Below are 23,771 nucleotides of genomic sequence, written 5' to 3'. Positions count from 1 at the left end.
TGGCCTACCCATTCGGCCCATGACAACTGGACCGAATGGCACAGACCATCACGGCGTGGAGTCGAACAGTCCTTCAGATGACGACCAGGCTGAGCCGTCCGCCGAAACACGCAGGGTCAGCCTCTACCAGCTGACCGGCACCAGCGATCTCCGCGAGTGCGTCGCGCCGAAGGTTCTCGAGGAGGACAACGAGTTCGAGGTCGAGTTCGTTCGGGTAGGCAACCGTCCGGGGCTGCTGGTGCACGGTTGGTCCGAGCCCGAGGAGATCGGCTGGAACTCGATGGTGCACACGTTGACCGGTGTCGACCTCGGCTACGAACGCCGGGTGGCTTCAGCCGCGGTGTTCGTCGACGTCGACGGCACCATCTACGTGGTCACCTTCAACCACGGATGGCGGCTGATCAGGGACAGCCGCGTGAACCGGGCGTTCGGCATCGATTTCGCGGTACGCGTCGTGGACGACGACGAGATCCAGCAGCTCACACGCTGGGCGTTGAGCTCGAAGTCACGGGTCGATCGCAACGCTGTGCCCAGCGGCCAGGGCTTGTGGAGCTTCGGCCTGCGGGAGCACGCCGAGCTGGTGCGCGAGCTCGTCGCGAAGGCACGCGCGGACCTCCCGGTTCAGCTGACCCACCTGCGCCCGAAGCCGCACAGGCGCAACCCCTGGCTGCGCCTCGAATGCCGCGACGGGCTCAAGCTGCCACTCAGTGTCGAGGGCACCGGACTCGTGGCCGACCTCCGAGAGATCAACAAGGTGCTCGCCGAGTATCCGGTCGTCGACGCGCTCGCACCCTTGCAGTGGGTCAAGCGCGTTCCCGCCGGCGACGAGCGCCGGGAGGTGCTCGAACTCGCGGTGGCGGAGCTGTTGGCGGGCAACGGAACAATCGGCGGCGAGGTCGGCATTTCCTACCCTGCGAAGTACTTCGAGGGACCAGACGTGCATTGCTACCGCGGCTCGATCAACGGCACCGTGATTGACACCGACGAACTGACCCTCGAGCACATCTCACGGCCGCTGCACCTGGCACCGCCGCAGACCCGGCTGTCGAGCCTGCGCAGCGGACACATCGACGGTTACGACGAACACGGGAAGAGCTCCAGTGACGGCATGTCGGCACTCCAGTGGATCGCCGCGGAGGTGAATCTCAACCAGGGAAGGCACATCCTGCTGGACGGGGAGTGGTTCGCCCTCGGCGAGGAGTACGTCTCGCACGTCGATTCCGTGGTGCGCAAGGCCTTCGCCAGCCCACCACCCTGGTCGCTGCCCGCATGGAACGACGCGCCGCCGAACAAGGACGGCAAGATCCACGAAGACGACTACAACAAGCACGTGGCCAACACCGGCAAGAAGCGGTTCGTGTGCATGGACAAGAAGCTCGTCACCACACGCGCACACCCACGCGGATTCGAAGCGTGTGACCTCCTAGGCCCCGGCGACTCACTCGTCCATGTCAAGAGGACCAGTTCCAGCACCGGATCCAGCCCGCTGAGCCACCTCTTCGCCCAGGGCCTCGTCGCCGCCGAGAGCTTCACCAACGCCGACACGTGGGAGAAGTTCCGGCAGCTCGTCGCCAAGCAGAACCCCGCACGTGCCCAGAAGATGGGGCCACGTCCAGGCAGCGTTGTGTTCGCGATCCACCGATCGGACAAGCCGCTCACCGCGGACAGCCTGTTCACCTTCGCGCGATCGACCCTCGTCTCAGCGTGGAACACCCTGACCACGTACGGCATCCCGGTGCACGTCGCGGTCATCAACTGACGCGCGGGCGAAGTAAGACAACCGCGCCGCAGATCTCGATCTTCCCCCGCGAGCCGCGCTAGCCTCGCCCTGCACCACGCCGCCGGCTTCCGCACCCTTGGCGTCCGCGAACGCATCGCGCCACACCCCGGGGTGTGGCGCGACACCGCCTTCTTACCAGCTAGACACCCATAACCCACCAGCCCGACGACGGCTACTTCCAGATGCCCATGGGCAGCCACAACGCCATGTCATCGGCACCAGCGAATCCGGCGTCGCTGCGGCCTCATCGCTCGCGGCTCACGTCCACTCGTTCTCGAAGCCGGCGGCGACCTACGACACGGTTGATCACTTTGAGTCAGGCGTATGTTCGCAGCTCAAAGCGGCGACACCGGACGTCTGGCGAGCTTGACGGGCAAGGCTGGTAACACTACGACGGCGCGCTCCCGATGACCTGTTCGAGTGACCAGCTTTGATGATCTACGGGTCGACGTGTGTGATAGCGACATACATCCCTCACGAAGCTCGACGGGAGGCAAGCGCCTTGCACAGCGGAGGAACCGGTGCACCGGCCGATGGCGGAGTCGTGTCCGGCGAGCCTCCGATCAACTTCGCCGCTCACCAGGTCCGTGCCGGTGGCATGCAGGGTGCGCGCGAAGACTTCGAGAACATGCTGAGCCTGCTCGTGCGCGCTACCAGGCCTGGAGCCAGGATGATCGCCGCCAACCCGGGCGACTGGGGTATCGACGTCCTGGTGGGCGACCTCGGCGGCCTCGTGGCGATCTGGCAGTCGAAGTACTTCTTCCCGCTGGTGAAGGAATCACACCAGCAAGAGATCCGCGACTCGTTCAAGTCGGCCCGGACCAACGCCGAGAAGCACGGCTACAAGCTGAACCAGTGGATCTTGTGCGTTCCGTCGAGCATGGATCCGCCAACCGCAAGCTGGTGGGACAGCTGGAAGAAGCGCGAGCAGCAGAAGTACAAGGTTCAGATTGAACTGTGGGACGAGACGGAGCTGCGGACCCAGCTCATCTCGCCCGACGCGGACCACGTTCGCAGGCACTACTACGAGTCGCCGAGGGTTCAGCCATCGGTTCGGCCGACGCCCGCGGAAACCGCCGTCGCGCAACTGCTGCCTCCAGACGAGGACGAGAAGTTGGAGAGCGCCCTGTTCGTCCGCCAGTTGCGCGAAGCCGGGCATGCTGAGGTGACGGCGGCGAAGCGGGAGTTCTTCAACGCCGAGCTCATGGCTCGCGAGGTCGTCGACAAGGGAGTGCCGTGGGAGGTCGCCGCCCTGACGACAGCCGACGCAACGGTCCACAGCGTGTGGGAAAACCGCTTCAACGACGCTTGCCAAGCTCAGGATGATCCGAAACTACCTGGTCTGCACACCACCGTCATGACGGACATCCGAACGCAGCACAACACGTTCGCCTCTGGCCTTCCAGGTGGTGTCGTCCACTCATGTGGGCTCATGCACCGCGTTGTCGACGATCGTCGCGCCGGCTGGGTCAAACACTGGCGCCAGGTTGCCGACGAAGCCGTTGACACGAAAGAACTTCCAGATCCCCAAACCGCGGAAGTCGCTCCGATCGACATCGCACGAGGAGAAACAGATGAGGTTCCAGTCGCCCAACTGACCGCCGTGGAAGCCGACCGATGAGCGGCCTTCACAGTGGAGCCACGACCTCCCGCGGACGCCCACCCGTCATAGTGCCGGAGGACGATGTCATCTTCCGGCTCGCCCAACTGCTCCTGCTTCTCACCACCTTGCACGACAAGGGAATCCACGGTGCCACCCTGGAGCGACTCGGCAACTACGACTTCCTGACGGCCAACCCGCTGCTGATGCTGACGGATGAGGCCGACCCCGACCGAACCCGCCTGCTGCTCGCCGGGTTCGATGGACGAGCCCTGAGCTACGCGAGCCCTTCCCACCGTTTCACCAGCAGAAGAGAGCGGCTGCAGCACGACCTCGCACTCCTCGTCGCCTACGGTTTGGCCGCTCCGACGGTCGACCGCGGTGTGCTCTACGCCGTCACACCATCCGGCAGAGACCTCGCTGCGCAGTTCACAGCCGCATATGCCCGCGCATATCGCGCGTCGGCAGACATCGTGGTGCGCCGCCTCGCTCGTGCCAGCGACAAGAGGCTCCGGGAAGACGTCCAGAAGTGGATCACGATCTCGTCCGGGTCCACTCGGCCTGGAGCCACAGATCTACTCGACGTTGTCGACCTCGCCCCCGCATCGGAGTCCGCCCAACACCATGAAGGCGACTCCCACGACATGAACGGCCCGCGGTCATGAGCGACGAAACGTCTGAGCTGCAAGAGATCCAGCCGCCGACCAGGGGAATCCGGATCGTGCGGCTGCGCCTGCGGGGCTCGGAGATCGACTACGAGGTCGACTTCAGGGACCCGGAAACGTCGTTGCCGCGCTCGATGTCAGTGGTGGCGGGCGCGTTCAGCACTGGCAAGACCTCCGTGCTGGAGTTCGTCGACTACTGCCTGGGCAGCAGCGCTCATCCGCGCCACCCTGAAATCCTGCGCAAGGTCCGAGCCGCGCTGTTGGAGGTGGAGCTGTCAGGCGAACCTCACGTGATCGAACGCGCAGTAGGCGACCCGTCCTCGCACGCGTTCATCCGGACCGGGTCGCTCGACGAGATCGAAGTCCCCCCGATGGAGCGGCGCCCGATCCGGCCGCCTGGCGATCCCCGAAGCCTGTCCAGCTTGCTGCTGTCTCATTGCAAGCTGGAAGGAGTGCAGCTCAAGGAGGCACCAACCAAATCGGAGTCGGACACCGACCCGCTCAGCTTCCGCGACCTCATGTGGCTGTGCTTCCTCCCGAACGAGCGACTCGACGACAAAAACTTGTTGTTCGAGAGCGCCCACATGAAGAACCTCAAGCTCCGCCAGGTAATCGACGTCGTGTTCGACGTGCACGACGATCGCTCAGTTGAACTCGGCCGGCGGGTCAAAGAGCTTGAGAGGAGGCTGTCTCACGCCCGCACCGAGTACACCTCGGCTCAGGCGTTCGTCGATGAACAACAGCTCGGTACGCGCCTGCAGGTCGAGCTCCTTCGCGACCAAGCTGAGACCGCCCTTGTCGAGATCAGTCGGACTCTGGCGGATCTGGACGCTCAGATTCGTGCCACATCAGACTTCGCTACTGGCCTCCGGAGCAGGCATCAGGAGGCTGCCCTCCGCGCCCGGCAGGCCGCGGCGATCTTGCGCGACCGCGACACTCAGCTACGCCGCATGATTCCCCTGCGGGCCCAGTACGCCGACGACATCAGCAAGTTGACGATGCTCGCCGAGGCTCGAACCTTGTTCGATCCCCTCCGCCTACAAGTGTGCCCGGCCTGTCTCAACAGACTTGCTGACGCACCTCACATCACCGACAACCACTGCTCCCTCTGTGCGAGCGGGGTGCTTCCTCTTGCCCAGAGCGGAGAAAACGCGAGCGCGAACGGCTCTCGCCCTACCAACAGCACCCACCTCGGCGAAGACGCGGAGACGGAGCCGACCTTCGACGTCGGTTCCGAACTTCGCGCCACGAAGGCACGTCTCACCGAGATCACGCAGTACGTCGAGGCGCTTGACGCAGAACTCCCGCAGCTGCGCGCTGCCGCAGACAGCGCAAGTCGGGCGGAAGCCGTAGCAGCAAGAGCGCTGGACCGAGCGACCCTCGACGCCGTGAGCCCGTTCCTCAGCCAGCGTGACGAGTTGATGCGACGTAAGGAAGCCTCAACATCCAGCCTCGAACGAGCCAGAACCGGAATCAAGCTCCTCGACAGCGTCGACCGTCGCGCGGCTACCGTCACACGCCTCGAAACCCAGGTCAGCGCTCTGCGCGACGAACTCCAGGACACCGCGGTCCAGCCTGATCGCGACAGCATCATCCGCCGGATCAGCGAACGCTACGCCAGCATCCTCACCGCCTGGAGGTATCCCAAGATCGGGGAAGCCTTCATCGACACCAAGTTCGTACCGCACATGCGCGGGGACACCTACGAGGTCGCGTCATCCGGTGGCCGCACGTTGATCTCGCTCGCATGGATGCTTGCGATCTTCGAAGTGGCCTGGGAGACGAGCGCGGCGCATCCCGGATTCCTCATGATCGACAGCCCCCAGAAGAACCTCGGCCAAGGTGGAAACCGGGACGCGGAGTTCGCCGACAGCGTTGCCGTCGCGGACTTCTACCAGCACCTCCACACCTGGCTGGCTGGGCCGGGACGAGGTGCACAGGTGTTCGTGGTGGACAACTCACCACCAGCAAGTGCGGATTCCGACGTGGTGGTGCGATTCTCCCGCAAGGAAGATCAACCGCCGTACGGCCTCGTCAGCGACGAAACCGCCTAGCTCCGTTCTCTGCAACACCCACCTCGACTCGAACACCGTTAGACCCGTTCGCGTCGACGGAGCTGAAGGTTCTCCCTGCTGAAATCGAGCGCCTCGATGGCTGCGCCAACCTCACTGATGCGGCTACGCACCTGCTCGTCGAACTCGTCTCGGACGATCTTGACGAGCTGCCGGGCAGGAGCGGCACCGATCCGCAACCGCGCCCGCAGGTTGTCGGCAGAGATCGGCTTCTGATGAAGGGCACGATGATCTGCATCCTCGACTCTCGCCCTGTCGAGGTACGCCTCTATCGGATAACCGTGAGTCGCCCGCGCACGCGGCTGCTCGGGACCCGGCTCTACGCGCTCGACTTCGTTCAACTGCGAGCCACGCTCCTCCGCTTCCTCAAGCTGGTTGCGCTGGCAGTCGACGCCGGCACAACCAGCATCAATCGACGGGGCAGCGACCTTGATCGCCTGCAGCACCCTGGGGCCAACCTCTGCCCAACCAATCAGTAGCAGGGGCCCGACGGCGTCGAACGCCGCCTTGCCGTACTCGTCAGCCACGACCGGGTCTGCCACGTTCAACGCCAACGTGACCGCGCTCGCGAACATCAACAAGCGACGTGCTGGACGTAGAACTTCGTCGGAGGCTCCAGCGAGTGCGAGGTGCCGGATGGCGAGCAAGAGGCCAAGGATCGAGAGGTCCACCGCGGGGGCGACAAGCGGCGCCACCCAAATCGGCACCCCTAGCCGAAGGCCCAAGCTCAGCACGTTGCCGAAGCCGAACAGGAAGGTGAGCCCCACGACCGTCCCCATGATCACCGTGACGGCCCGCACGACGACGTCTGTGCCCGTCACCGAGATGTGCCCTGAGCTGGCCATCAGGCACCGCCTCCAGGGTAATCAACCAGGAAACTGCCCTCGATCACCAGCATTCCGCCGGAAACTCGCTGGTCAGGCGCGGGACCGTCTGTGTATAGCCCTGCCGAGGGCACCACAAGGCTGGGACCAAGTTGGTCACCAGCTACCGGCGCAAATCGCACCTTCCAAGCAACATGAGGACAGGACGGCAGTCGCCCCGTTCAGTCGACACCGAGCGATACGTCGGATGACAACGCCCGCCCGCCACGATCACGCACGCGCCAGCCCGCAAACGCACGGTGCCCGCATGTGACGGGCACGGCATCGGCGTCATACCAGACGGCATCACCGACGCGTCAGCGGGCGAGCAAAAGGTTTGTGGACTACCACCCGACCGGGTGGCCGGACCTGGAGCAAACACGTGACCCTATTTCGCCCAGATCGGGACCGTGCTCCAGTTTTGCTCCAGTTGGCGATACCACCGTCCACTTGGGACAGAAAAACAAGATCGCCCACCGAGCCTGTTTGCGCAGGTCAGTGGGCGATTCGTATGCTGTATTAAATTGTGGAGCTGAGGGGACTCGAACCCCTGACCCTCACACTGCCAGTGTGATGCGCTACCAGCTGCGCCACAGCCCCTTGAAGGTCCACGTTCCCGCCGGGTTTCCCCGTCGTTCTCGTGTGGCAATACCGTACAACACCCGTGCCACAAGATAAAAATCGGGGGTATCCAAGGCGCATCCGGCCTGGTAGGACCCGGTGGAACCCAAGCAGCACCACCCACCCCGAAGATCGAACGTGCGGCACAAAACGCGACAACGCCCGGCCCCGGACACACCGGGACCAGGCGCCGCAACGAAGGGCTTACTTGGCCAGGTCGGAAAGCCAGTTCTTGTTGTCCAGGTCGACGAGCTTGCCGCCGGAGGCGACGCTGGGCGTGCCGCGGAAGCGGCCCGACTCGGCGTCGCGGAGGGCGGGGTCGTTGCTGGTCTTGGACATCAGCTCGTCCAGCTGCGACTTGTAGGTCTGGTTCTGCACGCACGACTCGAAGGAGGCTGACGTGACGCCGACTTCCTTGCCCAGCTTGATGAGCTGGTCCTTGGTGTAGCCGGCTTCGCCTTCTTCTGGCTGCTTGTTGAACAGCGCCGCGTGGAACGCGTTGAACTTGCCGTCGTCGGCCACGCACAGGGCGGCGTTGGCCGAGTCCGTCGAGTAGCCCTCCGGCGACGAGAGGCGGTTGAGCATCGGCAGGATGTGGTAGCGGACCTTGACCTTGCCGTCCTCGACGGCCTTCTTGATGTCGGTGCCGTAGGTCTTCTCGAACGTGCCGCAGATCGGGCACAGGAAGTCCTCGTACACGTCGATGGTCACGGTGGCCGTGTCCTTGCCGACGAGTACGGTGCCGCCGTCGCGGACGGCCGGGGCCGAGATCGTGTGGTCCGCTGGGGCCAGCGGGATGGCGTCCGTCGTTGATGTGGACGGCTTCATCTGCTGGAAGACGACGTAGCCGATGACGGCGACGGCCAGCACCGCCACTACGGCGATGCCCGCGATTACCTTGGTGCGGTCGGAGCCCGACGAACGGGCCTGGACCACCTCACGCGCGGCCTGCTTCTTCTTCCGCGCACTGCGCTCTGCTCCACCCACGGCGACGAGGGTAGCGACACAAACTAAAAGAAAGCTGAGCGCGCAATCACGCTTCTGGGTGACGTGGCTTGCCGCCGACCCGTTCGCCGGTCGGGATCTCGGCGCTTTCGTCCAGGCAGCCGCACTCCGGCGCCACCGCGGCGGCCGTGTGCTCCTCCTCATGTGTGGGCAGGGTCTCGGGGGCGACGAACCAGAAGCCCACCGCCAGCAGCAGGGAGGCGCCGGTGATGGCGAACGACGCTCCGAAGCCGAACGAGTCGGCCAGCAGGCCCGCGGCCATCGGTCCGATGATCGCGCCCAGGTCCGTGACCATCTGGAAGCCCGCGAGGACGGGTCCGCCCTTGCCGCGCGCGCCGATGACGTCGGCCACCACGGCGTTCTGCGGAGGGTTCAGGAGGCCGGCGCCCGCACCCGCGATCAGCGACGCCGCCATGAACGTCCAGAGGTCGCCGGTGAAGCCCATCCAGATGGTGGCGAGGCCGCTGATGATCAGGCCGGCGATGGCGACGGGCTTGCGGCCGCGCGTGTCGGCGATCCTGCCGGACAGGAACAGCATCGCGGCGTTGCCGGCGGCGAACACCGACATCGAGATGCCCGCCACGGCGGCGCTGTGTTCCAGCGCCTCGATGACGAACACCGGCACCAGCGAGATCCGTACACCGAACACGGCCCAGCCGTTCGCGAAGCCGGACGCCAGCGTCGCCCGGTAAGCGGGGTGCCGCACCGCCTCACGCACCGTCATGGGCACTTCGGTGTTGGTCCTGTCCAGTGCCACCAGCGTCGACCGCCGGAGGAAGATCCAGACGAAGAGCGCCGCGACGCACAGCAACACGCCGTACGACACGAACGGCACCCACAGCCCGAACGGTACGAGCCCGGCGCCGACGATCGGACCGGCGATGTTGCCGACCAGGAACCCCGCCGCCCACATCCCGGACGCCCGCCCGCGCATCGGCGCCGGCGTGATCCGGATCAGCAGCCCGAGAGCGGCGACCGTGAACATGGTCGACCCGACACCGGCCAGCGCGCGCCACGACAGCATCTCGGCGTAGCTCGTCGAGAACCCGGACATCGCGGTTCCGACCGCCACGATCAAGATCCCGACGATGTACACCCGAGGCTCGCCGAAGCGGTTGACGAGCTTGCCGCTCATCGGCGCGAACGCCAGCCGGACGAACGCGAAAGCGCTGATCAGAGCCGCGACAGCGGTATGACCGACGCCGAACGAGGCCGCATACACCGGCAGAACGGGTGCCACGATCCCGAACCCCACGGCGATGATGAAACTCGCCGCGACCAGAACCCACACCTCGACCGGCAACCGCTCGCGCACAAAGCCTCCCCTTAGCCCTGCTAAGGATATGTCACGCGGCAACTAAGTAACTCAGTCGAGCAGCTCATCCACTCTGCGTACATAGGCAGTCACCGGATACGCCGCAACGAACCCGCACGCCTCGGCGAACCGCTCCCCCGGACCCTCGTCCACCTGTGACGCGACCAACATCGCGCCCGACGAACGCAGAACCGCGGCAGCGGACACCACCAGTGACCGCCCGACACCCCGGCGCCGCCGCGCCGGACGCACCACGCACTGCTCGACCAGACCCACACCGCGCTCAGCGAATCCCGACACGAATCCGCCGATCCGGTCGCCGTCCTCCATCACCAGGATCGAACACCGCGGGTCGTCCAATCGATGCCCGAGCCAGCGGCCCAGCCGTTCACGGTTGCCGACGAGCTCGTCGGACAGCAGTTCGACGATCCCGGGAATGTCCGCGTCGGCCGCGGGCCGCACTCCCTCCGCCACCGAAGCAGGCCCGCGGTGAACCACGGTCAGCAACTCCTCGACCGCGTACCAGCCCGAGTCGTCGGCGATGCCCTCGATCTCGTCCACCGTGGTCGGTGAGGCGTACACGACGGCCTCCGCGCGCCCGACCGCGGCGAAGGTGTGTTCGAGCTGCAGCAACGTCGACGCGACCTCGACCGACGAGCCGTCCAGCGCGCACGCGAAGTTGCCCGACGGCAGCGGGTTCTCCCGGTTGACCACCACGGCGGCGCTGCCGACCTTGCCCACCTTGCCGTACCGGACGGCACCGGACGCGAGCCGCGCTCCCTCCACCAGAATCGCCAGCGAGCGGGACTGGTAGGGGTCGAGCAGCTCCGGGTCGTCCGGGTCGCGCAACGGGTCAACCAACGCGGTGGTCCTTCCACATACCTCCCACCCTGACACACTCACCGATGTGGACCTGCCTGACCTCCCGGTGAAATCCGTTCTCCCCGAGCTCATCGAGAAACTCGACGAACACGGAGCAGCCGTGCTCGTCGCACCGCCCGGAACAGGCAAGACGACGCTGGTCCCCCTCGCGCTCGAAGGCAGGGTCGTCGTCGCCGAACCACGCAGGATCGCCGCGAGAGCCGCCGCGGCACGCATGGCGAGCCTGCTGGGCGAACCGGTCGGCCACACCGTGGGCTACTCGGTCCGGGGCGACCGCAAGACCAGCAGGCACACCCGCATCGAGGTCGTGACCAGCGGTCTTCTCGTCCGCAGGCTCCAGCACGACCAGGAGCTGAAGGGCGTCGGCACGGTCCTGCTGGACGAGTGCCACGAACGCCACCTCGACGCCGACCTCCTGCTCGCGCTCCTCCTGGACGCCAAGGCCGGCCTGCGCCCGGACCTCAAACTCCTCGCCACGAGCGCGACCGTTGCCTCACAACGACTCTCGGACCTCCTCAACGCCCCGGTCCTGCACACCGAGTCGCGCATGTTCCCGACGCAGATCACCTACGTCCCGCCCGCGCGCAACGAGCACATCGAGACCACGGTCGCGAGGGCCATCAACAAAGCACTGTCCGAAGTAGATGGTGACGTGCTGGCGTTCCTGCCCGGCGTCAGGGAGATCAACCGGACCGCGAGCCTGCTCAGGGCCGAGACCGTGGTCCTGCACGGCCAGCTCAACGCCCAGACCCAGGACGCGGCCCTCAAACGCGGCAACAATCAACGGGTAGTGCTCGCCACGAGCATCGCCGAGTCCAGCCTCACCGTCCCCGGCGTGCGAGCGGTCGTCGACGCCGGACTCGCCCGAGTCCCGCGCGTGGACCACCGCAGGGGTCTCGCGGGTCTCGCCACGATCCGCGTCTCCCAGGCCGTCGCCGAGCAACGAGCCGGACGTGCCGGCCGTGAAGCGCCGGGCCGCGTCTACCGCTGCTGGCCGGAACACGAGCACTCGACGCTGCCCCGCTACCCGGAACCGGAGATCAAGACCGCCGACCTGACCAGGCTCGCCCTCGAACTGGCGGTGTGGGGCACCCCGGACGGCAGCGGCCTGAACTGGTGGGACGCCCCTCCGGAGGGCGCGCTCAAGGCGGCGCAGGAGACCCTCGACGCCATCGGCGCGCTCGAACCCGGCCGCCGCGACCGCATCGCGAGCGTCGGCCTGCACCCGCGGCTCGGCCGTGCGCTCATCGACGGCAGCGCGCTCGCGGGCAACCGGACCGCCGCCGAGGTCGTGGCGCTGCTCGACGACAGCACGCACCCCTCCACGAGCGACCTCGCGACCGCGCTGAAGGCACCGGGCAAGTGGCGTAAGGAAGCCAAGAAGCTGGAGAAGCTGGGCACGAACCCGGCAGGCAACGGCGACCCCGCGCTCGTCGTCGCCCTCGCCTACCCGGAACGGCTGGCGAAACGCCGGTCCAAGAACAGCAACGTCTACCTGATGGCGAACGGCACGGCCGTCGAGCACACCGACTCGCACGCCAAGTGGCTCGCGGTCGCGATCGCCGACCGCGAGCCGGGCAGCAAGCACGGCCGCATCCGCCTCGCTGCCCCGGCCGACGAGGAACTCGCCGTCACCGCGGCCCAGGCTCTCGTGCACACGGTCGACGACATACGGTGGAACGGCGACGTCATCGCGAACGAGGTCCGCAAGCTCGGCGCGATCACCCTCGACGAACGCCCACTCAACGATCTCGCCAAGTCGCAGCAGGCACTCCGCCTCGGCCTGGAAGCCGAGGGCCTGAGCCTGCTCAAGTGGACCGACACCGCCCTCCGCCTGCGCGAGCGGATGGCGTTCCTGCACCGGACCCGCGACTGGCCGAGCGTCGACGACGAGCACCTGATCCGCGCGCTCGACCTCGGCAAGGCGAAGAAACGCTCCGACCTGGCCAAGATCGACACGACGGCGTTGCTGAGAAGTCTGCTGCCGTGGCCCGAGGCCGCGGAGTTCGACAAACTCGCCCCGGAACGCATCGGTCAGGGCAAGGTCGATTACACGCAGGACCAGCCCGTGCTCTCCGTTCGCATCCAGGACGCCATGAAATGGGCGGACACGCCGCAGATCGCCGGAATTCCGGTGGTGGTGCACCTGCTCTCCCCCGCCGGCCGTCCCACCGCCGTGACCAGCGACCTCAGGTCGTTCTGGCGCAACGGCTACCTGCGGGTCCGCAGTGAGCTGAAGGGCAGATATCCCAAGCACCACTGGCCGGAACGGCCCTACGACAAAAGGTAGGACAAACAAAGCTCTTTGAACCACTGGGAATCGACCAGCGTTAGTCTCTTCTGTGGCGCACATCGCGATCTTCCTCATGCCTGAGCGCGGGCACGTCCTGCCCGCCCTCGGGGTGATCGCCGAACTCGTGCGCCGCGGCCATCGGGTGAGCTGCCCGGCGCCCACCCGGTTCGCCCCCGCCGTCACCGAGTGCGGCGCGACCGCGATCCCTTACGAGCCAACGCTTCCTGACGCGCTGCCGGCGTCGCTCTACGAGGCCGCACAGCTCGCGCTCGCCGAGGCCGAGTCGGCGCTGCCCCAGCTCGAGCCCACGTTCCGCGCCGACCGGCCGGACCTGGTGGTGTGGGACATCGCGGCCTGGTCCGGCGGCGTCATCGCGCACCGGCTGGACGTGCCGAACGTGCTGCTGGAAATGCTCCTGACCAGCAACACGCACTGGTCGCTCGGCGCCGCGGTGGTGCCGCCGCGCCGGTTCGACCGGGCCGCGATCGGGTTCTTCACCAGGGTGCACGGCTTCCTCGGCTGCTCGCTGCCGGAGTTCGTCTCGGGCGCGCGCCGCCGGATCGCCCTGTTCCCCAGGGAGTTCCAGCCGGAGGGCCACACGTTCGGCGAGCACGTCGCCTTCACCGGGCCGTGCCTGACCGAACGCGCATTCCAGGACACGTGGGAACCTCCGCCCGACAGGCCGGTGGTGCTCGCGACGACGGGCACGCAGGTCTGCGCGGACGCCGCGCGGGGAATGCCGTGGCACCTTGTCACGAAGGGCAAGGTTCTGAGTCCCGCGATGAACGTCGAGACCCACGACGAGGTGCCGCAGCTCGCGGTGTTGAAGCACGCCAGCGTGTTCGTGACGCGCGGCGGCATGGGAGGGGTGATGGAGGCCCTGCACCACGGCGTCCCGATGATCGTCGTACCGCACATGACCGACCAGCGGCTGCACGGCCAGCGGATCGAGGAGCTGGGGCTCGGTGTGCTGCTCGACACGGTGACCGTGGAGGGCGTGCGCTCGTTGGTAAGTCAGCTGGCGTCGGATTCCGCGATTTCCGCGCGGGTGAAGGACATGCGGCGCATGATTCACCTGGCGGGCGGCAGCACGTTCGCCGCGGACGTCGTCGAGGAGGAACTGGCGCGGTGAGACGGATCTGGGACGACGCGGTGCGTGCGCTCGGCGGCGCGCCGGACGCGGGCGATCTGATGGAACGCTACGCCGAGCCGCACCGGACCTACCACAACGCCTTCCACGTGGTGTCCGTCGTCCGCGACTCGTCGGCGCTGGCAGACGCGTTCGCGTTCACGGTCGAGGAACGCGCGGTCCTCGCGCTGGCGGCCTGCGCGCACGACGTGATCTACGACAGCGAACCCGGTGAGGACGAACGCGCATCGGCCGCGTGGGCCCGCGAACGCCTGGCCGGCCTGGAAGAAGCACACGTCGCACGCGTGGAGTCGTTGGTGCTGGCCACGATCACGCACTCGTCCGACGACCCGCTGGCGCACGTGCTGCTCGACGCCGACCTGGCCATCCTCGGCTCGCAGCCGGAGCACTACGACCGCTACAGCCAGGCCGTGCGCCAGGAGTACGCGCGGTACGACGACGCGACGTGGCGCGCGGGCCGGGCGAAGGTGCTGAAGACACTGCTCGACCGCGAGGTGCTGTTCGTGACCGAACCCGCGCGGCAGCGGTGGGACGACGCCGCGCGGACCAACCTGGCCCGCGAGCTTCAGTCCCTGGCGTAGAGCACCTTCGTCGCCGTCGTGAACCGCCTGACGGTCTCCGGGATCGGCTCGACGCCGATGCCCGGCCCGGTCGGAACGCGCATGAAGCCGTCCTGGAGCTCGAACGGCTCGGTGAGGTCCTCGGCGAAGTACCTCCGTGACGCCGAGACGTCGCCGGGCAGCACGAAGCCGGGCAACGCGGCCAGCGCCAGGTTCGGCCCGCGTCCGATGCCGGTCTCCAGCATTCCGCCGCACCACACCGGAATCCCGTGCGCGACCGCGACGTCGTGGATGCGGCGCGCCTCCAGGTAACCGCCGACCCTGGCGGGCTTGACGTTGATGATCCGGCACGCGTCCAGCGCGATGGCCGTGGCCGCGTCCCTGGCCGAGGTGATCGACTCGTCGAGGCAGATCGGCGTGCGGATCCGTTGCGCGAGCAGCGAATGCCCGCGGATGTCGTCCTCGTCGAGCGGCTGTTCGATCAGCAGCAGGCCGAACTCGTCAAGCCGGCGCAGGTGGTCGGCGTCGGCCAGCGTGTACGCGGTGTTGGCGTCGACCTGCAGCAGGACGTCGCCGAACCGTTCGCGCACGGCCCGCACCGGCTCGACGTCCCAGCCCGGCTCGATCTTGAGCTTGATCCGCGCATAGCCCTCGGCGAGGTAGCCCTCGACGTCGCCGAGCAGCTCGGGAATCGAGTTCTTGATCCCGACCGACACCCCTGCGGGCACCTTCGCGGCGGTGGCGCCGAGGAACGTGCCGATCGACATCCCGAACGACCGGAGCTCCGCGTCCAGGATCGCGGTCTCCAGCGCGGCCTTGGCGAGCTTGTGGCCCTTGACCGCCTCAGTCCGGTGCGCGACCTCGGCGGCCGTAACCTCGGGCGTCACCCGTGGCACGAGGTGCTGGCGCAGCACCAGTTCCGCGGCGCCGACGAACTCCGAGCAGTACAGCGGTTCCGGGTCGGCCGCGAACTCCGACCAGCCCTCCGCCGCGTCCGTGACGACCCGCAGCAGGAAGGTGTCCTTCGTCGTCATCGTCCCGAACGACGTGCGGAACGGCGACACCAGCGGAATCGCGACGTGCAGCAGCTCGACCCGTTCGATCCTCACCGTGACACTTCCTTCTGGCGCTCCAGTTCATACCAGCCCTCACGGGACATCGACGTCGCGACGTAGCCCTGTGCGAAGGCGTCCACGAACACGTCGCGAACCGCCTCCCGCCACTGCCGCGCGAGGTCCCGCGACTGCTTGCGCACCTGCACTACGTCGCGCGGCACCCGGCACCAGATCCGTTCGCCGTCCGTGCGCGCCAACGGTTCTCCGTCCGGCGCGATCTTCGTGACCTCACCCGCGGGCACCGACTCGTGCGGTTCGCGGGACCCGGTGAGGTCCCATCGCACGGTGAGCCGGTCGCTCTCGTCGCCGTCGTTCACGCCGTCGCGCATCGGCCCGTAGAAGTCCACTGTGTACTCGGTGACGATCGCCCCGAGCTTGACCAGGTTGAACCGGGCGTTGCGCGCCACCAGCGGGTCGTAGGTCCACCGCATCGACTTCGCGCCGAGGCCGACCGCCCAGTCCTTCTGCGCGAGCTTCAGCGCATGCCCGGTGCCTGGCCGTGCGGCCGCGATCATCGAGTACACCGACCCGTCCGGGCAGAAGAGCCCGGTCGTGGCGCCGACCAGCGCGTCGCCGTCGAACGCCCCGATCGTCGCACCGCCCGCGTGCCGGATGCAGTGCAACGTCTCCGAGGACAGCACGTCCTCGGTGGTGTCCCAGACCTCGGCGTAGTAGGTGGCGACGCGGGCGATGCCGGCGACGTCACTGATCACCTGGAACCGCAAGGCGTGCCCTCCTGACGCTGTAACCGAAGTAGATCACGAACCCGAGAACCATCCAGGCGAGGAACGCGATCCAGGTGTCCAGTCCGAGGTTGAACATCATGTAAAGGCAGAACGCCAGGCCCAGCAACGGCGTCACGGGCGAGAACGGCACGCGGAAACTGCGCTTCCGATCCGGTTCCGTGCGCCGCAGGATGATCACCGCGACATTGACCAGCCCGAACGCGAACAGGGTGCCGATGCTCGTCGCGTCCGCCAGCGATCCCAGCGGCACCAGCGCGGCCAGCACGGCGATGAACAGGCCGACCATGACCGTGTTCGCGAACGGCACACCGGTGCGCGGGCTGAGCTTCGCGAAGATCGACGGCACCAGCCCGTCACGGGACATGGCGTACAGGATCCGCGTCTGTCCGTAGAGGACGGTCAGCACGACCGAGGTGGTCGCCACGACGGCACCGATCGACAGCAGGATCGGCCAGATCGCGCCGTCGACGTTGTCGGTCAGCACCCGGCTCAGCGCCGCCTCCGTGCCCTCGAACGTCTGCCACGGCATCGCGCCCACGGCGGCCAGCGCGACCGCGCAGTACAGCGCGGTGATCACGACCAGCGAGATGATGATCGCGCGCGGCAGGTCGCGCTGCGGGTTCTTGGCCTCCTCACCGGCGGTCGACGCGGCGTCGAACCCGATGTAGGAGAAGAACAACGTGGCCGCACCGGCGCTCATGCCCGCGAGCCCCAACGGGAACAACGGCTGCAGGTTGCCCGCCTTCAACGCGGTGAACGCGACCGCGCAGAACATCAGCAGCGCGCCGACCTTGATCCACACCAGGATGGTGTTCGTGCGCGCACTGCCCTTGGCGCCGCCGAGCAGCACCAGCATCGCGATCACCACGACCAGCACGGCGGGGATGTTGACGATCCCGCCCGCCCCCGGCGGCTGGCTCAGCACGTCCGGGATCCGCAGTCCCGTCACCAGGTGCAGCAACTCGTTGACGTACTGCCCCCACCCGACCGCGACCGCCGCGACCGAGACCCCGTACTCCAGCACGAGGCACCAGCCGCAGACCCACGCGACGATCTCGCCGAGAGTCGCGTAGGTGTAGGAGTACGAGGAGCCCGACGCGGGGATCAGGCCCGCGAGTTCGGCGTACGACAGCGCGGAGAACAACGCGGTGATGCCCGCCAGCACGAACGACAGCACGATGGCGGGCCCGGCAAGCGGCACCGCCTCCCCCAGCACCACGAAGATGCCGGTGCCGAGCGTGGCACCGATGCTGATCATGGTGAGGTGGCCGACACCCATGGTGCGCTTGAGTTCGCTACCCGGATGAGTCAGCTGGTCGATCGGCTTGCGCCGCAACACCTGCGCCCCGATGCGCTGTTGGTTGCTCATCAGGACAACCTAACGCCCACCAACAGACCTAGCGGCCACCACCGGGGCGGAACGTGCGGCGGTATGTGTCCGGTGGCACACCGACGGTCCGGTGGAAGTGCCGGCGCAGCGTCGTGGCGGTGCCCATCCCGGCCGCCTCCGCGATCCGGTCCACGCTGTCGTCCGTCATCTCCAGCAGTTCCTGCGCGCGCCGGATCCGCTGGGTGTGCAGCCACTGCAACGGCGTGGTGCCCGTCACCGCCCGGAAGAGCCGCGCAAGGTGCCGCGAACTCATGCCGGCCTGCCGCGCCATGTCCTCGACGGTGATCATCCGGTCGAACCGCGCCGAGACCCAGTCGAACAACTCGGTGAGCGGATGCCCTTCACCGGACGGCACCGGCGCCAGCACGAACTGCGCCTGCCCACCGTCCCGATGCGGCGGCACGACAAGCCGGCGCGCCGCCGTGTTAGCCGTCGCGGTGCCATAGTCGCCACGGATCACGTGCAGACTCAGATCGATCGCCGCAGCCTTGCCCGCGCTGGTCAACACCTGCCCGTTGTCGACATAGAGCACGTCCGGATCAACCTCAACACGCGGATACCGCCGGGCAAGCTCGTCGGTGTGCGCCCAGTGCGTCGTAGCCCGAAGCCCGTCGAGCAGCCCCGCCTCCGCCAGCACGAACGCACCCGTACACAACGACACGACCCGCGCCCCGTTGTCATGAGCCGCCTTCACAGCCTGGACCAACGCCGAATCAAGCGGCTCGTCCACGTCCGCAATGGCGGGCACGATCACGGTGTCCGCCAGGTCGAGCCGATCGAGCGGCAGGTCGGGCTCCAGCGTGAACCGCCCCACGCGCACCGCCCCGTCCCCGCAGACCACGACCCGGTAGTCGAGCTGCGGGGCGGTGAAGATCTCGTACGTGGCGGCCAGCTCGAAGTGCAGCATCCGGTCGGTGACAGCAAACGCAAGCATGTCCGAAACTGTACGCATCATGTCGTTCCAGACACTGGCAGGCACACCTGCCCAACGACTTGACTGGCCCACATGGCACACAAGATCGCGGTCTACGGCGCATCCGGCACCACGGGACAGTTCGTCCTGGCAGAACTGAAGAAGCGCGGCCACGACCCGCTGCCGTTCGGCCGCGCGCAGGCCACTGCCGACGACCCCACCGCCCTGGACCGCGCCCTCGAAGGCGCGGAGGCCGTGATCAACACGGCCGGTCCGTTCGCCATCACCGCAGGCCCGCTGATCGCCGCAGCAGAACGCGCCGGCATCCCGTACGTGGACGTGGCAGCCGAGATAGAGGCGAACGCCGACACCTTCGCCCGAGGCGCCTCGATCCCGGTGGTGCCCGCAATGGCGTTCTTCGGCGGCCTAGGCGACCTACTGGTCACCGCCGCGATGGCCGACTGGGACCACGCCGACGAGGCCCACATCGCCTACGGACTAAGCGGCTGGCAACCCACCGCAGGCACCCTAACCGCAGGTCAGGTCTCCCACAAACGCCGCAACGGCCAACGCATCCGCTTCCAGAACGGAGAACTGACCTACCACAACGACACCGCACAGGTCCTCGACTGGGACTTCCCAACCGGCACCCGCCAAGTGATCAGCGAGTTCTCCATGGCCGACGTAGTCACGGTGCCAAACCACCTACGGATCACCTCAGTGACCAACTACATGTCAACGGAAGCAGCCACCGGCCTACAGGCCGCCCAGCCCAGGCAGGAGCCAGAAACGTTCGAAATCGACGTACGCGTACGCAGGGCCGGAGAAGAACGAAGACTGACCGCCTCAGGCAAGGACATCTACGCCACAACCGCCCCACTAGCCGTAGAAGCAACAGAACGCCTACTAACCGGCCGCTTCAACGTAACGGGAGTCGCTTCAGCAGGCGCGATGTTCGACGCCCAAGACTTCCTGACGACCCTGAACACCTGATGGGCCAGCCGATGTCGCGAAGCGACGAGGCGGCCGGGGGTCCGGGGGCGCGCCCCCGGCGTGGGGGTCTGGGGGCTCGGCCCCCAGAGGCTACGCGGAACGAGAAAGGGCGAGTGCGCTCCACGAGCAGCACTCGCCCACGAGTGGAGGTGCCGGGAATCGAACCCGGGTCCTGTGCCGGTTCATCAGGGCTTCTCCGTGCGCAGTCCGCTATGTCTCTGCTTGGCCCCACCAGTCACGCGAACGAGCAGGTGTGACGGGCCCAGTCGCTGTGAGTTTCCCGGGCAGTCTCCGCGACCGAGACTGCTGGTAAGCCCTCTAGCTGATGCCGGGAACTAGGCCGAAGGCACTCCTAGGCCGACAACCGCTAGCTCCGCTGTCAGGCAGCGAGAGCGTACGCGGTGCGCTTGTCGTTAGACGTGGCGCTTATTGGTTTGCGATGACGCTTAACGGTGGTCTCTCGCCTGCACCGACACGCTTCCCCTGAATCAACGTCCACAGTCGAAACCGTTCACCCCCTTGTAGTGGTACGCATAGCATAACGACTGCGGCCACCGAGTTCTTCCCGAGGCAGGTAGGGCTGTCCCCACCTCCGACCGGATGGCTGGCCAGATGGTCTCTGACCAGCAAGAACGACAGCATGGACATCATGAGGAAACCGAACGCGCTCGCAGCCGGGTTCTACCTGCTGACCAACCTGGTGACCGGCATCTTCTGGTTCACCCTCATCGTCGTGCTCACCGTCGTCGGGTTCGCCACCTCGATCATCTGGGTCGGTCTGCCGATCCTGTGGTCGGCCATGGCGGTCGTGCGGGGTGGCGCGACGATGGAGCGGGCGTGGGTCAGGGCGGCGTTGCGCACGGACATCCCCAGGCCGTATCGCGAGCCACCGACCGGCACGTTGTGGCAGCGGTTCAGGGCCCAGTTCACCGATCCGGCGACCTGGCGTGATTTCGGTTACCTGCTGTTGCTGTTGCCCGTCGGCATCCTGGAGTTCGTCTCCGTCGTCGCCATGTGGTCGGTCGCGGCGGCGTTCATCGTGGTGCCGTTCTGGATCGGCTCCGCGCCGTTCGCGGTGATCGTGGGCGACTTCTGGACCATCGACTCGTTCGCGTCGGCGTTGCCCGTCTCGCTGATCGGGCTGGCGCTGATCCCGTTCGCGGCGCTCGGCACCCGGTGGCTCGGGTCGGTGCACGGCAAGTTCGCGCGCGGCATGCTCGGACCGACCCGTGCGGACGCACTGGCGATCGAGGCGGAGCGGTTGTCGTCCAGCCGGGCCCGCGGTGTCGAGGCGGCCGAGGCGGAGCGCCGGCGCATCGAACGCGACCTGCACGACGGCGCGCAGCAACGGCTCGTGGCCGTGGCGATGGGGCTGGGCCGGGCGAAGTCCAAGATGGACACCGATCCGGAGGGTGCGGCGGAGCTCATCGCGGAGGCGCACGCGGACGCGAAGCTCGCCATCAAGGAACTGCGGGACCTGGCGCGGGGCATCTACCCGTCCGTCCTGGGTGACCGGGGGCTCGACGCCGCGCTGTCCGCGCTCGCCGCCCGTGTCCCGATCGAGGTCGAACTGCAGGTCGACGTGGAACCGCGGCCGCCGACGTCGGTGGAGAGCGCCGCGTACTTCACCGTCGGCGAGGCGCTCACGAACATCACCAAGCACTCCAACGGCACCAAGGCGACCGTACGGGTCAACAGGGTGGACACGGGAGTGCTGGTCGAGGTCACCGACAACGGTCAGGGTGGCGCGGAACTGCGACCGGGCGGCGGGCTCGCCGGACTCGCGGACCGGGCTGCCACGATCGACGGTGTGGTTGTCGTCGTCAGCCCCGCTGGTGGGCCGACCGTTATTCGAGCGGAGTTGCCGTGCGCGTGGTGATCGCCGAGGACTCGGTGCTGCTGAGGGTGGGCGTGCAGAGGTTGCTCGCCGACGAGGGCATCGAGACCGTCGCGGCGGTGGAGAACGGTGACGACCTGCTCGACGCCGTGACCGAGCACAGGCCCGACCTGTGCGTGGTGGACGTGCGGATGCCGCCGACGTTCACCGACGAGGGGCTGCGGGCCGCCATCGAGTGCCGCCGCCGTTATCCGGGGCTGCCGGTGCTGGTGCTGTCGCAGTACGTCGAGGAACGCTACGCCGTGGAACTCCTCGCGGGCGGCGCGAGCGGGGTCGGCTACCTGCTCAAGGAACGGGTCGCGGACGTGAAGGAGTTCGTCGACGCGGTGCGCAGGGTCGCCGACGGCGGCACGAGCATCGACCACGAGGTGATCACGCAGCTCATGGTGCGCAGCAAGAAGAGCCCGGTCGACAAGTTGACGCCCCGCGAACGCGAGGTGCTCGGGCTGATGGCGCAGGGGCTGTCCAACACGGCCATCGCCGGCACGCTCGTGGTGTCCGACGGCGCCGTCGAGAAGCACGTCGGCAACATCTTCGCCAAGCTCGGCCTGGAGCCGTCGAACTCCGAGCACCGCCGCGTGCGCGCCGTGCTGGCCTATCTCGACAGCTGAAGCAGACGGGCGCCGTTGTCGTGCAGGATCGCCTGCTCGGTGGCGGCGTCCAGGCCCCACGACCTGATGGCGTCGATCTGCACCTCGTACGGGTACGGGATGTTCGGGAAGTCTGTGCCCAGCACCACCCGGTCCGCGAGCCCCGCGATGCGCGCCCGCCAGTCCGCGGGCAGCGGCACCATCCGCTCGGTGAACGGGACGCCCACCATCGTGGTGTCGACGTGCACGTTGCGGTAGCGCTCCACCAGGTCCAACGCGCCCGCGTAGTCGGGCATCCCCGCGTGCGCGATCACCGCGGTCAGCCGCTGGTGTTTCTTCAGCACCTCTTCGAAGACGCCGAGCCCGGTGAACTCTCCCGGCATCGGCCCGTCGCCGCAGTGCACGACCACCGGCACGCCGGCCTCCGCCAGCTGGCCCCAGACGCCGTCCAGCAGGGCGTCACGCGGGTCGTAGCCACCGACCTGGACGTGCGACTTGAAACACCGTGCACCGGCCTCCAGGGCCTTGCGCACGTACGCCTCGGCGCCCGGTTCCGCGTAGAACGTGCCCGTCGGCACCGCCTCGGGGACGCGTGCCGCGAAGTCGGCGACCCACTCGTTCAGCCACGGCGCCATGCCCGGCTTGTGCGGGTAGAGCAGCGGTGCGAACGCGACGACGCCCAGCTCCCGCAGTGCGGTGAGCCGGGCGTTCTCGTCGGTGCGGTACTGGATGAACCAGTCGACGCCGGACTCGCGCACGCGGTCGAAGTAGGCCCAGACCTTGTCCAGGACGTTCTGCGGCATGAAGTGGACGTGGACGTCCACCAGTGCCATCAGTAGCGACCCTTCAGTGCCCTGCCGTGTGCCTTGGCGATCTCGCGGTTCGCGTCGCGCTTCGCCAGGTCCTGGCGCTTGTCGTAGGACTTCTTGCCCTTCGCCAGCGCGATCTCGACCTTGACGTAGCCGTCCTTGAAGTACATCTGCAACGGCACGAGCGACAGACCGGACTCCTTGGTCTTGCCGATCAACCGCTCGATCTCGCTCTTGTGCAGCAACAGCTTGCGCTTGCGCCGGACCTCGTGGTTCGTCCAGGTGCCCGCGACGTACTCCGGGATGTGCAGCGCGTGCAGCCAGATCTCGCCGCCGTCGACCTGGGCGAAGGCGTCCACCAGGGACGCCCGTCCCATGCGCAGGCTCTTCACCTCGGTACCGACGAGCTGAATGCCCGCCTCGTAGGTGTCCAGAATGGACCAGTCGTGCCGAGCCTTGCGGTTCGACGCGATGACCTTCTGCCCGCGTTCCTTGACCATGACGACCAGTCT

The 23,771-nt window shown here is 67.3% G+C and carries 20 protein-coding genes, 1 tRNA gene, 1 other RNA gene and 1 pseudogene; 11 read left to right on the top strand and 12 right to left on the bottom strand.

Annotated elements, in window-relative coordinates; all coding sequences use genetic code 11:
* Positions 1-55: 55 nt before the first annotated feature.
* The 5 genes and pseudogenes from BLR21_RS37340 to BLR21_RS37325 all read left to right on the top strand — a co-directional run bounded on the left by BLR21_RS37340 (position 56) and on the right by BLR21_RS37325 (position 6,099).
* Positions 56-1,759, top strand: coding sequence for a DUF6119 family protein (locus tag BLR21_RS37340; protein ID WP_176929966.1), 1,704 nt, complete (start codon positions 56-58; stop codon positions 1,757-1,759).
* Positions 1,760-1,804: 45 nt separating this feature from the next.
* Positions 1,805-1,933 (top strand): annotated as a pseudogene (locus BLR21_RS44230) (ArsR family transcriptional regulator); the annotation flags it as partial.
* Positions 1,934-2,324: 391 nt separating this feature from the next.
* Positions 2,325-3,401 carry a serine/threonine protein kinase gene (locus tag BLR21_RS37335; protein ID WP_176929965.1) on the top strand — a complete coding sequence of 359 codons (1,077 nt, stop codon included), beginning with the start codon at positions 2,325-2,327 and terminating at the stop codon, positions 3,399-3,401.
* The gene (locus BLR21_RS37330; RefSeq protein WP_143028045.1) at positions 3,398-4,045 is read left to right on the top strand and encodes an ABC-three component system middle component 2; all 648 of its coding nucleotides are present in this window, start codon (positions 3,398-3,400) and stop codon (positions 4,043-4,045) included. Before BLR21_RS37335 ends, BLR21_RS37330 begins: the two co-directional genes overlap by 4 nt.
* The gene (locus BLR21_RS37325) at positions 4,042-6,099 is read left to right on the top strand and encodes a DNA recombination protein RecN (RefSeq protein ID WP_090014147.1); all 2,058 of its coding nucleotides are present in this window, start codon (positions 4,042-4,044) and stop codon (positions 6,097-6,099) included. Before BLR21_RS37330 ends, BLR21_RS37325 begins: the two co-directional genes overlap by 4 nt.
* 38 nt (positions 6,100-6,137) lie before the next feature.
* On the opposite strand, the gene BLR21_RS44225 is transcribed toward BLR21_RS37325, so the two are convergent.
* The 5 genes from BLR21_RS44225 to BLR21_RS37300 all read right to left on the bottom strand — a co-directional run bounded on the left by BLR21_RS44225 (position 6,138) and on the right by BLR21_RS37300 (position 10,782).
* A complete protein-coding gene (locus BLR21_RS44225) occupies positions 6,138-6,962 on the bottom strand; it encodes a hypothetical protein (protein WP_256335183.1) in 825 nt (274 codons plus the stop codon).
* A gap of 545 nt (positions 6,963-7,507) precedes the next feature.
* Positions 7,508-7,580, bottom strand: a tRNA-Ala gene (locus tag BLR21_RS37315).
* Between the two features lie 225 nt (positions 7,581-7,805).
* Positions 7,806-8,588 (bottom strand): DsbA family protein, encoded by a 783-nt coding sequence (locus tag BLR21_RS37310; RefSeq protein WP_256335182.1) that lies wholly within the window; start codon positions 8,586-8,588, stop codon positions 7,806-7,808.
* 46 nt (positions 8,589-8,634) lie between these two features.
* Positions 8,635-9,921: an MFS transporter gene (locus BLR21_RS37305; RefSeq protein WP_090014143.1), complete on the bottom strand. Its 1,287-nt coding sequence runs from the start codon at positions 9,919-9,921 to the stop codon at positions 8,635-8,637.
* Between the two features lie 51 nt (positions 9,922-9,972).
* Positions 9,973-10,782, bottom strand: coding sequence for a GNAT family N-acetyltransferase (locus tag BLR21_RS37300; RefSeq protein ID WP_218131079.1), 810 nt, complete (start codon positions 10,780-10,782; stop codon positions 9,973-9,975).
* A 46-nt stretch (positions 10,783-10,828) separates the two neighbouring features.
* Between BLR21_RS37300 and hrpB the strand changes: the two genes are divergently transcribed.
* Genes hrpB through BLR21_RS37285 form a run of 3 tightly spaced genes read left to right on the top strand, consistent with a single transcriptional unit; the run spans position 10,829 to position 14,827 of the window.
* Positions 10,829-13,093 carry an ATP-dependent helicase HrpB gene (gene hrpB, locus BLR21_RS37295; RefSeq protein WP_090014141.1) on the top strand — a complete coding sequence of 755 codons (2,265 nt, stop codon included), beginning with the start codon at positions 10,829-10,831 and terminating at the stop codon, positions 13,091-13,093.
* A 52-nt stretch (positions 13,094-13,145) separates the two neighbouring features.
* On the top strand, positions 13,146-14,228 hold the full coding sequence (locus tag BLR21_RS37290) for a nucleotide disphospho-sugar-binding domain-containing protein (RefSeq protein WP_090014137.1): 1,083 nt from the start codon (positions 13,146-13,148) through the stop codon (positions 14,226-14,228).
* Complete coding sequence (locus tag BLR21_RS37285) at positions 14,225-14,827, top strand: HD domain-containing protein (protein WP_090014135.1); 603 nt, start codon at positions 14,225-14,227, stop codon at positions 14,825-14,827. Before BLR21_RS37290 ends, BLR21_RS37285 begins: the two co-directional genes overlap by 4 nt.
* Here BLR21_RS37285 and menC read toward each other — a convergent pair.
* Genes menC through BLR21_RS37265 form a run of 4 tightly spaced genes read right to left on the bottom strand, consistent with a single transcriptional unit; the run spans position 14,812 to position 19,009 of the window.
* Entirely contained in the window at positions 14,812-15,915 is a 1,104-nt protein-coding gene (gene menC, locus BLR21_RS37280) for an o-succinylbenzoate synthase (RefSeq protein ID WP_090014133.1), read from the bottom strand. The genes BLR21_RS37285 and menC overlap by 16 nt on opposite strands.
* Positions 15,912-16,646 carry a hypothetical protein gene (locus BLR21_RS37275; RefSeq protein WP_090014131.1) on the bottom strand — a complete coding sequence of 245 codons (735 nt, stop codon included), beginning with the start codon at positions 16,644-16,646 and terminating at the stop codon, positions 15,912-15,914. Before BLR21_RS37275 ends, menC begins: the two co-directional genes overlap by 4 nt.
* Positions 16,624-18,036 (bottom strand): amino acid permease, encoded by a 1,413-nt coding sequence (locus tag BLR21_RS37270; protein ID WP_090014129.1) that lies wholly within the window; start codon positions 18,034-18,036, stop codon positions 16,624-16,626. The genes BLR21_RS37275 and BLR21_RS37270 overlap by 23 nt, the downstream gene beginning before the upstream one ends.
* A 28-nt stretch (positions 18,037-18,064) precedes the next feature.
* Positions 18,065-19,009, bottom strand: coding sequence for a helix-turn-helix domain-containing protein (locus BLR21_RS37265; protein ID WP_218131078.1), 945 nt, complete (start codon positions 19,007-19,009; stop codon positions 18,065-18,067).
* A 54-nt stretch (positions 19,010-19,063) separates the two neighbouring features.
* On the opposite strand from BLR21_RS37265, the gene BLR21_RS37260 reads away from it, so the two are divergent.
* The gene (locus BLR21_RS37260; RefSeq protein WP_090014125.1) at positions 19,064-19,963 is read left to right on the top strand and encodes a saccharopine dehydrogenase family protein; all 900 of its coding nucleotides are present in this window, start codon (positions 19,064-19,066) and stop codon (positions 19,961-19,963) included.
* Positions 19,964-20,104: 141 nt separating this feature from the next.
* Here BLR21_RS37260 and ssrA read toward each other — a convergent pair.
* Positions 20,105-20,482, bottom strand: a transfer-messenger RNA (tmRNA) gene (gene ssrA / locus BLR21_RS37255).
* A 121-nt stretch (positions 20,483-20,603) separates the two neighbouring features.
* On the opposite strand from ssrA, the gene BLR21_RS37250 reads away from it, so the two are divergent.
* Both BLR21_RS37250 and BLR21_RS37245 read left to right on the top strand, forming a co-directional pair.
* Positions 20,604-21,842 (top strand): sensor histidine kinase, encoded by a 1,239-nt coding sequence (locus BLR21_RS37250; RefSeq protein ID WP_420843934.1) that lies wholly within the window; start codon positions 20,604-20,606, stop codon positions 21,840-21,842.
* The gene (locus BLR21_RS37245) at positions 21,830-22,471 is read left to right on the top strand and encodes a response regulator transcription factor (protein ID WP_176929964.1); all 642 of its coding nucleotides are present in this window, start codon (positions 21,830-21,832) and stop codon (positions 22,469-22,471) included. The genes BLR21_RS37250 and BLR21_RS37245 overlap by 13 nt, the downstream gene beginning before the upstream one ends.
* Here BLR21_RS37245 and BLR21_RS37240 read toward each other — a convergent pair.
* Positions 22,456-23,283, bottom strand: a complete 828-nt coding sequence (locus BLR21_RS37240) for an amidohydrolase family protein (protein ID WP_090014123.1) — start codon at positions 23,281-23,283, stop codon at positions 22,456-22,458. The genes BLR21_RS37245 and BLR21_RS37240 overlap by 16 nt on opposite strands.
* Positions 23,283-23,759: an SsrA-binding protein SmpB gene (smpB, locus tag BLR21_RS37235; RefSeq protein ID WP_090014121.1), complete on the bottom strand. Its 477-nt coding sequence runs from the start codon at positions 23,757-23,759 to the stop codon at positions 23,283-23,285. Before smpB ends, BLR21_RS37240 begins: the two co-directional genes overlap by 1 nt.
* Positions 23,760-23,771: the final 12 nt, after the last annotated feature.

This window comes from Lentzea albidocapillata subsp. violacea (assembly GCF_900100275.1).
GTDB lineage: Bacteria > Actinomycetota > Actinomycetes > Mycobacteriales > Pseudonocardiaceae > Lentzea > Lentzea violacea.
Note: the sequence above shows the minus strand (reverse complement) of the source record. Positions and strands in the feature narration are given on the sequence as shown.